This is a genomic window from Vibrio sp. V42_P2S4T144 (assembly GCF_009904715.1).
Lineage (GTDB): Bacteria > Pseudomonadota > Gammaproteobacteria > Enterobacterales > Vibrionaceae > Vibrio > Vibrio alginolyticus.
Map to the genome: position 1 here is coordinate 1 of NZ_WXWS01000423.1, position 9,574 is coordinate 9,574.

Below are 9,574 nucleotides of genomic sequence, written 5' to 3' on the forward strand. Positions count from 1 at the left end.
ATTTGGCAATACTTTCTTAAAGCTTATTGATAGTTCAGCAAAAAGCGAACCAAATAGTGAAGAGGAAGAGCAATGACGGCAACTTATCGTCGGCAACAAGGAAGTAAAGTCTATACCTTTAAGTCATTAGCTGACTTGATGGCGAAAGCGACACCGGAGCGCTCAGGCGATGCGTTAGCCGGGGTTTGTGCTCAGTCAGCGGCAGAACGTGTAGTCGCACAAATGGCGCTGTCTGAGTTACCACTTAAAACGTTTCTTAACGAGGCGGTTATTCCATACGAAAGCGACGATATCACTCGCCTAATTATCGATACACATGACCTTGAAGCCTTTAAGCCGATTGAGCACTTGACGGTCGGAGATTTTCGAAATTGGCTGCTGAGTGAAGAAGCCGATGGTGAAACATTGGCTAAAATTCGTCAAGGTTTAACACCAGAAATGGTGGCCGCAGTCAGTAAGATTATGCGCAACCAGGATTTGATTCTCGTTGCTAAAAAATGCCAAGTTGTCACGGCTTTTCGGAATACGATAGGTTTGCCGAGTCGCCTGTCTACTCGCTTACAGCCGAATCATCCCACTGATTCTCTCAACGGTATCGCAGCGACCATTTTTGATGGTCTGATGTACGGAAATGGCGATGCGGTTATCGGTATCAATCCGGCAACAGATAATGTACCTCAAGCTATTAAGTTAATGAACTTAATGGATGAGGTGATTCAACACTATCAAATACCGACTCAGTCTTGTGTGTTAACTCATGTCACGAACACGATCGAAGCCATTGAAATGGGTGCACCAGTCGATCTCGTTTTTCAGTCGATAGGCGGCACGCAAGGGACGAATGATACCTTCGGAATCGACTTGTCGATTTTGAAAGAGGCCCATGAAGCTGCGTTGTCTTTGAATCGAGGCAGTGTAGGAAACAATGTGATGTATTTTGAGACCGGACAAGGTACAGCGCTGTCTGCGAATGCATTTCATGGGGTCGATCAACAGACTTGTGAAGCCCGCGCTTATGCTGTCGCGAAACAGTTCGATCCTTTGTTGGTTAATACTGTCGTTGGGTTTATTGGCCCTGAGTATCTGTTTGATGGCAAGCAAATTATTCGTGCTGGGCTTGAAGATCATTTCTGTGGGAAGTTGCTTGGTTTACCTATGGGTTGCGATATCTGTTACACCAATCATGCCTATGCCGATCAGAATGACATGGATAACTTGCTGACACTATTAGGTGTGGCCGAGTGCTCGTTCATCATGGGTATTCCAGGGTCTGATGACATCATGCTCAATTATCAAACTACCTCATTTCACGATGCCCTTTACGCAAGAAAAGTACTCGGTTTGAAGCCAGCACCAGAGTTCGAACAATGGTTAATGGAGATGCAGATTTTCGAGAGCGTGCAAGACGTTCGGTTAAGTGAGCAAATCTCTCGCTCGTTTTCGGGAGCAATTAACCAACTGAATAAGGGGTATTCTCATGGGTAAAGTAATCACCATTGCTCAGTCCCCACAAGATGAGTCTGAAGTTGTCACATACAACCCGTGGGGCAAGTTACGTGACTTCACCTCTGCTCGGATCGCTCTGGGTCGTAGCGGGAACAGTGTACCAACCAACGAGTTACTCTCATTTCAGTTGGATCATGCCCAAGCTATGGATGCAGTGCATTGCAGTTTGAATATTGAGTCTCTCGTTGCTGGTTTGTCGGACTCTTACTCGATTCTTGAAAATACCTTAGAGCCTCCAGTGGTAGTGAGCAGCCGAGTAAGTGATCGGCTTATGTACCTGCAAAGGCCCGATTTAGGAAGGCAACTCGATGAATCTTCTTGGCAAACGCTCAACTTGATAGCAAATGAGCATAACACTGACATTGATCTTGCGATTGTTATTGCTGATGGACTTTCTTCCGTCGCAATTCAAAACCATGCCGTGCCTGTTGTTACTCGATTGATTTCTCTTTTAAGCGCTGATGATGAACATCAATGGAAATTCGCACCTATCACAATCGTAAAGCAAGGAAGAGTAGCGGTAGGGGATGATGTTGGTGAATGTTTTAACGCCAAGGCCGTGCTGGTTTTAATTGGAGAGAGACCCGGTCTAACTTCTCCGGATAGCATGGGTATGTATCTCACTTGGGGGGCTAAACGAGGCTCTAAAGATTCCCAAAGAAACTGCATTTCCAATGTGCGTCCCCAGGGGCTCAACTATGACGATGCCTGTGAACGCGCATTTTACTTGCTCAAGGAGGCTCGAAAATTACAACTGTCAGGAGTGAATCTGAAAGATCGCTCCGATATCAATGAGCCAAGTGGCGCAAGCGTTGAAGATAAACACAGCGACAACTTTTTAATTTCATCAAAGTAGAAGGATTTACTATGTCTAAACATCAGGAGTACTTGGCCAAAAGGCAGCTAAAAAGAGGCACCGCAGGTTGGATTTTACTTGCGGGCTTAGGTGTCTCGTATGTTATATCTGGTGACTTCGCCGGTTGGAACTTTGGCATCGCTCAAGCAGGATGGGGAGGCTTTCTTATTGCTGCTATCGCGATGGCAGTAATGTATTTCACGCTAGTATTGTCTTTAGCTGAAATGTCTGCGGCTATTCCTGCTGCGGGTGGTGGTTACAGCTTCGCAAGACAGGCGATGGGGCCGACAGGTGGCTTTTTCACTGGCTTATCAGTTTTGATTGAATATGCGCTCGCGCCTGCTGCGATAGTGATTTTTATTGGCTCAGCAGTTAATGAATTGGTTGGTATCGATGGTCCTGTTGTTTACGCACTTTTCTACGCCGTCTTTATCGCTATTCATATGGCAGGGGTTGGCGAAGCTCTCAAAGTAATGATGGTCATCAGCGGTTTGGCTGTGCTAGCTATTCTAATTACTGCTGCTGTGCTTATTGGTCACTTTGACGTTAATAACTTATTCGATATTGCTCCGGCGACGGCTCAGGCAACAGAAATCTTGCCGTTTGGGTGGTATGGCGTATGGGCTGCGTTGCCATTTGCAATGTGGTTGTTTCTTGCGGTTGAAGGTGTGCCTTTAGCGGCAGAGGAGGCAAAAAATCCGGCAAAAGATGTTCCCAAAGGCATCATTGGTGCGATGATGTTTTTATTGCTAACCGCAACTCTCGTAGTCGTCCTTTTGGCTGGTGCGGTTGGCTCAAAGGTCATAGGCGATAGCGCGGTGCCATTAGTTGACGCCCTAAAGCTTACGGGCAATTCAACGGTAGCAATGGCCGTGAACTTACTTGGATTGGCTGGCCTTATCGCTTCTTTCTTTTCAATCATTTATGGTTACAGTCGCTTGGTGTTTGCGCTTTCCCGCGCGGGTTATTTACCGCAAACTTTGTCATTAACCAGTGACAAAAAAGTGCCTTCTCGTGCGCTTTTGGTTCCGGGCGTTTTTGGGTTCTTGGTTTCACTTACGGGTGAGGGGGACTTAATCTTGGCGATGGCTGTTGTCGGTGCGACTGTATCGTACGCATTAATGTCCTTGAGCCATATTTTATTGCGAATTAAACAGCCGGAATTAACTCGTCCATATAAAACGCCTGGTGGGATAATTACTTCGAGTATTTCTCTGGTGCTTTCTTTGATCGCAATGACAGGTGTTTATGCTTTTGATCCCTCGGCCTTTTTCATGACAATGGGATTGTTTCTTATCGGTGGTGTTTATTATGGGTTATACAGCCGCAACAAATTGGTGGCAGCAACCGCCGAGGAAGAGTTTGCCATGCTGTCTGTGGCAGAGCTAGAGCTTGAATCAGATGTCGTACGATAGTCACTTTGATTCTTGTTATTCAGCATATTAAGGGAGCCATAGGCTCCCTTTGTCATTTCTATCAAAAGTGCATAGCGCACAAATGCATCACTTTAACTTTATAAGTGTTTAATCATGTGAAAGTCTAGTCTGGATAACGATGGCGCAGATCCATCACAGGTAAAGGTTAAGTTTTCAAGGAAAGATCATGATAAACAAGGTATTTAATACACTTTTGGGAACAGAGTTACCGATTATTCAAGCGCCAATGGCCGGTGTGCAAGACAGCCAAATGACCATCGCCGTCAGTAATGTTGGCGGGCTTGGCTCGTTACCTTGTGGAATGCTGAACAAAGACGCCATCGTAAAAGAACTTCAACTTATCAAGCAGGCAACTAACCGACCGTTTAACCTCAATTTCTTTTGCCATGAAATGCCGGAGTATGACGCCAACAAGCACGAAAAGTGGCAAAAAACGCTGCAACCGTATTTTTCCGAGGTTGATGCAACCGTTCAGGCTCAGCCAAACGCTCCGACAAGGATGCCTTTCAATCATGATATTGCTGACGCGATTGAACCATTTGCACCGCCAGTGATCAGTTTCCACTTTGGTTTGCCAGACGATGATCTGTTAGCTCGAATTAGAGGGTGGGGAGGGAAGATCCTTTCGTCAGCGACCACGGTGGACGAAGCACTTTGGCTAGAAGCAAAAGGCGTTGACGGTATTATCGCCCAAGGCTTGGAGGCTGGTGGACACCGAGGTATGTTTTTATCGGATGATTTAACTACTCAATTAAGTTTGATGGCGTTATTACCACAAATCGCCAAACGGGTGAATTTGCCCGTTATTGCTGCAGGCGGAATCGCTGATAGAAGTGGGGTGGAAGCCGCGTTGAGATTAGGAGCGAGTGCCGTTCAAGTTGGCAGCGTCTATTTGTTGTGTGATGAGGCGAAAACATCGTCTTTACATCGATATGCCATTGCCAGTGAACGCGCGCAACATACCGCAGTGACCAATGTTTTCTCGGGCCGACCAGCGAGAGGCATTGTGAATCGCGCGATGTCGGAGCTAGGCTACATCAGTGAGTTTGCGCCGAAATTCCCATACGCCTCCATTGAAATGGCTCAACTAAGAGCGCTTATGGAAAAGCAAAACCGAGATGAATTCACACCGTTGTGGTGCGGACAAAACTCGTCGGGTTGTAAGGAAATATCGGCGGCAGAAATGACATTGTCACTAGTGGAAGGCATCGATTTAAACTGATATGCATCTTGCCTTTTAAAGCGATGCTGACTGAATGGTTACGAGTTATCCCTGTATTTATGTAGTAAATCTAATGGGATGTGACAGTAATCATTCGGAAAGTTTGTGAGTCTGTCTTGGTGCTCATCATCACTTGGTACATAATTCGTGAGTGGCAGTACTTCTACGGCGATCTTGTCGGCGTCCGGTCGTGCTGCGATAAACGCTTTCGCGATGGTGAGATGCTGTTCGTTTTGGCTATAAACACCAGTACGGTACTTCTCACCTACGTCTTCACCTTGCTTGTTAACGCTGTAAGGGTCGATTATCTCAAACAAATACCCCATTAAAGTTTCAACCGAAACTTGCTCAGGGTCGAACTGGGTTTTCACGCACTCTGCGTAGCCATCGTATTCGGATTGAGTGTTATCCGTTGTGCCATTTGCTCGCCCGGCTTCTGTGTTGATTACGCCCGGAAGGTGGCGCATAAATTCTTGCACGCCCCAAAGGCAACCGCCTGCGAAGTAAATTTCTTCCATTACTTTTATCCTAGTCTTTACCGTTGTTGGGATGTAGGGAGCTAACCCCTCTTCTTCCATCCCATTTTCGTTGCCCTATTATCTGTTGATGGGAGCGATATTCGCAAGGTGCAGCTTGGCTAATCAGACCACGCGTTTTTTCCTTTTTACTTTCAAGTTCTTTTCATATGAAACATCAGGTGAGTATACTGTAAGCTCATCAATAAGGAGCGAATCTGTGAACCCAAGACAAAATGAAATCCTGCAATTAGTGAACGACCGTAAACGCGTTCAAGTCACGGAGCTTTCTGACATCATTGGCGTGTCGGGCGTGACCATCAGACAGGATTTGAACTTTCTGGAGCAACAGGGCTACCTAAAGCGCGTTCACGGCGCAGCTACCGCGTTGCAAAGTGATGACATTGATGCCCGCCTAGAAGTACGTTTCGATATTAAACAATCGCTCGCAAACCAAGCTGCGGATTTGGTCGCACCGAATGAGACAGTGCTGATTGAAGGAGGCAGTGCCAATGCGTTGTTGGCTCGGACATTGGCTGAGCGCGGCGATGTGACCATTATTACGCCATCGGCGTATATCGCCCATCTCATCCGTAACACTTCTGCCAACATTATCTTGCTTGGTGGCGTGTATCAGCACCAAGGCGAGAGCTTGGTCGGACCGCTGACTAAGTTGTGTATTGAGAACATTCATTTCAGCACGGCCTTCTTGGGTATTGACGGCTTCCATCAAGACACTGGCTTTACTAGCCGCGACATGATGCGCGCTGAGATTGCAGAAACCATCATTGCGAAAAAAAGGCGCAATATTGTTCTAACGGATTCTAGTAAATTTGGGCAAATTTATCCCTCATCAATTGGTAAGACTGACGAAATATCAGTGCTGCTGACTGACAAAGCCGCTCCGAAAAGCGACCTTGAACAAATCAAAAAGCGAGGTGTGGAAGTTATATTAGGCTGATTAAGCCACGCTTCGTTTTCTCTTCGCGAGCATTGCTGTTGGGGAGAAACCGGTGACTAGCATAGTGCCGCTAAGCACTAGAATTGTTCCTATGATGGTGTTAGAGCCGACGGGCTCATCTAGCACCAAGTAGCCCCATAAGATACCAAAAACAGGAACAAGAAAAGTGACAGTCAGTGCTGACGCTGGGCCGATATCAGAAACTAAGCGGAAATAGAGCAAATAAGCGAACCCTGTGCATACAACGCCGAGCGTGACAACAGAGCTCCATTCGAAATGACTTGGTTCTGCACGCATTGGTAAGAATGGTAGCAGCGGCAGTACCCAAATAACCGCCGCCCACATGCTGCCGTGAGCATTGTCAAAAGCAGGTACTTGTGGCGCATTTTTAGTGTAGTTGGTAGCAATGCCATAGCTGAAAGAAGCCATCAAACTGGCGGCAATAGGGAGCATGGCTTCTTCACCTATGGTTGAAGTATCTAAGCCGACCAAGACTGCAACGCCTCCAATGCCTATTAGCATACCGAGAACAGATTTCGCTGTGAGTGGGCTGCGGTACCAAACAAAGCCAACTAGTGCTCCCCATATTGGGGCGGTTGAGTTCAATATTGCTAAAGTTGATGCATTCAGTGTCTGGGCTGCGTACGCAAAGAGTAAAAATGGAACTGCGCTATTGAATAAGCCAATAATAAAGAAGTGTTTAGTATGCGCAGTTAACGTGAGTTTCTTCTTCAAATATACGGCGATCAATAACAAAGCGACGGCGGCAAATGTAACTCGAAATTCGATTAAGTAAGCCGGCCCGAATGTGTTGGCGGCGACTCGCATAAACAGAAACGAGCCACCCCAAATAGCAGCGAGGCAGAGTAAGCGAAAAAAACTGACGGCAGTCATTTGACATCCTTGGTCGAGGTCTAGCGCCTCATCGATTAATTGTTGCGCTAACAGTGAATTAAACCAAGGATGAGGTCAACCAGAAATGTAATGCCAGTTCCGGATTTGGCTAGCTTGGGCTCACGTTGATGGTGTGTTGTTGATTTGTGATGACTTAATGGCTCTCTGACCATACTGCGAATTCATTTCCACTCGGTTCAGTGAAGTGGAATCGACAGCCGCCGGGGAATTCGAAAATAGGGCGGATAATTTTTCCACCATGCTGCTCTACTTTTGCCTGAGTGGCCTGAATGTCTGAGCTATAAAATACTAAAAGTGCGCCACCATTTGCGGTTTGGTTTATAAACTCAGATTTGAAGAATCCGCCATCCAACCCTTGTCCTGAAAATGCAGAATATTCTGGGCCATAATCGGTAAAGCTCCAGTCAAAAGCACGCTCAAAAAATTGTTTGGTCGCACTGACATTAGTGGAACCAAATTCAACGTAATTCAATTTTTCATGTTGATGCATGGTGAAATCCTTCTCGGTTACTATCGTTTCTAGGCGAACTTTTCTACGATGATGTCGTCCGCTTTTTCGACAAATAATGCGCCATTATCTCTGAGCTCTGTCAGCACATTCTCTACATTATCAGGCAGCACCGCACGAGTTGAAGCAAGATTAACTACCACATTGTAGCCAAGTTCCAGCGCTTGCATGACGGATTTTTTCACGCAAAAGTCTAAGGCAAGGCCACCGATAACTAAGGTATCAATCCCGTTGAACTTTAGAAATTCATGCGCGCCTGTCGTTCTGGTGTCGGCAATATCATGGAAAAAAATACCGTAAGGGTGCGCATCAGGATCCATGCCTTTATTAACTTGAAAATCGTAGTCCAACACGGGTGGTAAACCATCTAGCAGCTCAGAACCTGTTGTGCCAAGCACACAGTGACGGTTCCACTTTATATCCACATTCGGTAAACCAACGGGCTCAAGCATATTGGCTGGCGATTCTGCATCCCATTTTGCTTTCGGTGGGTGCAAGTCACGACTGACCAGTTTTAATCGGCCTTTGGCATGATTGTTCAAAAGCTCCGGTACGATTTCCAACGCACCTGCAACGGGCAGTTCATTTGGACATAACTCACTAAAGCCTTTCTCTGGATCAACGTCGATCACTGCTGTAGTTTGATAGTTTACTCGAACAGTCATGGCAGACTCCTTGTCTGTCTGATTGTCTGCGTTTATCCACGCAAACAGTTTTGAAAAAAGGTTACTTCGTCGCTAGTCAGCGTATATACCATTGCGGGTTTTCCACCTTTACCTTTGTTGGTAGAAGCGACTTTATTAGTGGGTTTTAGTACGCCCGAATCTATCAAGCGGCGCTTAATCGTCATTCGGCTGATATCAATACCAAACTCTTGATAAGCAGAAATGATGTCCGCAACCAAAAACTCTTTGTCTAATGCAAACAAAAGAACCGATGTGTATTCAATGGATGCACGAAGCTTTTGCCACGCTTTTTCAATGGTTTTTTGATGATCAAATGCGAGGGTTTCTTCTCCATTGAGAATAGCCTGTAGCGAAAACCATTTAAGTTGGCATTCCGGTACACCTGCATTATTTATTTGCTCTACATTGTTACGATCAACTAAGGCGTAGTGCGTAATGTTTAAGCTCCAGTCTTCTGGATCGCGCTTTGGATCACCGTCGATAAATGCTTCGCTAAAATGGCGAGGGTAGGTATGGATTTTCTCACGGCAAATTCGGCGACGCGCCGCTTCAAAGTTTTCATCGGCCGGGCGTCCGCCTTCACTGGTTAAGTCTTTATCAAAGACAAATCCGCCCGGTAGTGCCCAGACTCCATGGTATGGCCGATTTGGATTTGAACGTTTAATCAACAACACTTCCAATCCCTTATCGGCACAGCCAGATAGCCTGAATGGAATAATGTCGACAGATACGATCATGGTTGGGTCCTAATATTGATTTGTAAGTAATCTAGCGCATAACAAGTGGTCAATCAATGGGTAAGTAACGAGTTGTTAGAAACGTTTTTGGTAGTGTTCGTAATACGGTTTGAGCATAAATTTACGGATGACTCTGACTTATTCACAATGCTTGCTCGAATTCTAGACAAAAAAACCTTATAAAAATGAGTGGTTAGTAACAAAAGTTGACAAACTATAGATGGGTGTTTAT

General features: G+C 45.9%; 10 protein-coding genes. 5 read left to right on the plus strand and 5 right to left on the minus strand.

Annotated features, from left to right (window positions below):
• The first annotated feature begins 72 nt into the window (after positions 1–72).
• The 4 genes from CAG68_RS14205 (at position 73) to CAG68_RS14220 (ending at position 5,020) form a co-directional block, all read left to right on the plus strand.
• Positions 73–1,485 (plus strand): ethanolamine ammonia-lyase subunit EutB, encoded by a 1,413-nt coding sequence (locus CAG68_RS14205; RefSeq protein WP_005388715.1) that lies wholly within the window; start codon positions 73–75, stop codon positions 1,483–1,485.
• Entirely contained in the window at positions 1,478–2,362 is an 885-nt protein-coding gene (gene eutC, locus CAG68_RS14210; RefSeq protein WP_017635123.1) for an ethanolamine ammonia-lyase subunit EutC, read from the plus strand. The genes CAG68_RS14205 and eutC overlap by 8 nt, the downstream gene beginning before the upstream one ends.
• An 11-nt stretch (positions 2,363–2,373) precedes the next feature.
• Positions 2,374–3,777: an ethanolamine permease gene (eat, locus tag CAG68_RS14215; protein WP_054728670.1), complete on the plus strand. Its 1,404-nt coding sequence runs from the start codon at positions 2,374–2,376 to the stop codon at positions 3,775–3,777.
• 187 nt (positions 3,778–3,964) lie between these two features.
• A complete protein-coding gene (locus tag CAG68_RS14220; RefSeq protein WP_033906298.1) occupies positions 3,965–5,020 on the plus strand; it encodes an NAD(P)H-dependent flavin oxidoreductase in 1,056 nt (351 codons plus the stop codon).
• 38 nt (positions 5,021–5,058) lie between these two features.
• On the opposite strand, the gene CAG68_RS14225 is transcribed toward CAG68_RS14220, so the two are convergent.
• Positions 5,059–5,538, minus strand: a complete 480-nt coding sequence (locus CAG68_RS14225; RefSeq protein ID WP_054701515.1) for a peptide-methionine (S)-S-oxide reductase — start codon at positions 5,536–5,538, stop codon at positions 5,059–5,061.
• Positions 5,539–5,755: 217 nt separating this feature from the next.
• On the opposite strand from CAG68_RS14225, the gene CAG68_RS14230 reads away from it, so the two are divergent.
• Entirely contained in the window at positions 5,756–6,496 is a 741-nt protein-coding gene (locus tag CAG68_RS14230) for a DeoR/GlpR family DNA-binding transcription regulator (RefSeq protein WP_017635127.1), read from the plus strand.
• On the opposite strand, the gene CAG68_RS14235 is transcribed toward CAG68_RS14230, so the two are convergent.
• The 4 genes from CAG68_RS14235 to CAG68_RS14250 all read right to left on the minus strand — a co-directional run bounded on the left by CAG68_RS14235 (position 6,497) and on the right by CAG68_RS14250 (position 9,342).
• Complete coding sequence (locus CAG68_RS14235; protein ID WP_005373960.1) at positions 6,497–7,390, minus strand: DMT family transporter; 894 nt, start codon at positions 7,388–7,390, stop codon at positions 6,497–6,499.
• A 154-nt stretch (positions 7,391–7,544) separates the two neighbouring features.
• A complete protein-coding gene (locus CAG68_RS14240) occupies positions 7,545–7,901 on the minus strand; it encodes a VOC family protein (RefSeq protein ID WP_005373957.1) in 357 nt (118 codons plus the stop codon).
• A gap of 29 nt (positions 7,902–7,930) precedes the next feature.
• Positions 7,931–8,584 carry an isochorismatase family protein gene (locus CAG68_RS14245; RefSeq protein ID WP_054730622.1) on the minus strand — a complete coding sequence of 218 codons (654 nt, stop codon included), beginning with the start codon at positions 8,582–8,584 and terminating at the stop codon, positions 7,931–7,933.
• Positions 8,585–8,616: 32 nt separating this feature from the next.
• Positions 8,617–9,342 (minus strand): NUDIX domain-containing protein, encoded by a 726-nt coding sequence (locus CAG68_RS14250; protein ID WP_005373953.1) that lies wholly within the window; start codon positions 9,340–9,342, stop codon positions 8,617–8,619.
• Positions 9,343–9,574: the final 232 nt, after the last annotated feature.

Excerpts from the sequence above, each read along its gene's own strand:
- eat (WP_054728670.1), top strand. The coding sequence starts at position 2,374 with ATGTCTAAACATCAGGAGTACTTGGCCAAAAGGCAGCTAAAAAGAGGC.
- CAG68_RS14205 (WP_005388715.1), top strand. The coding sequence starts at position 73 with ATGACGGCAACTTATCGTCGGCAACAAGGAAGTAAAGTCTATACCTTT.
- CAG68_RS14225 (WP_054701515.1), bottom strand. The coding sequence starts at position 5,538 with ATGGAAGAAATTTACTTCGCAGGCGGTTGCCTTTGGGGCGTGCAAGAA.
- CAG68_RS14220 (WP_033906298.1), top strand. The coding sequence starts at position 3,965 with ATGATAAACAAGGTATTTAATACACTTTTGGGAACAGAGTTACCGATT.
- CAG68_RS14245 (WP_054730622.1), bottom strand. The coding sequence starts at position 8,584 with ATGACTGTTCGAGTAAACTATCAAACTACAGCAGTGATCGACGTTGAT.
- CAG68_RS14235 (WP_005373960.1), bottom strand. The coding sequence starts at position 7,390 with ATGACTGCCGTCAGTTTTTTTCGCTTACTCTGCCTCGCTGCTATTTGG.
- CAG68_RS14250 (WP_005373953.1), bottom strand. The coding sequence starts at position 9,342 with ATGATCGTATCTGTCGACATTATTCCATTCAGGCTATCTGGCTGTGCC.
- CAG68_RS14240 (WP_005373957.1), bottom strand. The coding sequence starts at position 7,901 with ATGCATCAACATGAAAAATTGAATTACGTTGAATTTGGTTCCACTAAT.
- eutC (WP_017635123.1), top strand. The coding sequence starts at position 1,478 with ATGGGTAAAGTAATCACCATTGCTCAGTCCCCACAAGATGAGTCTGAA.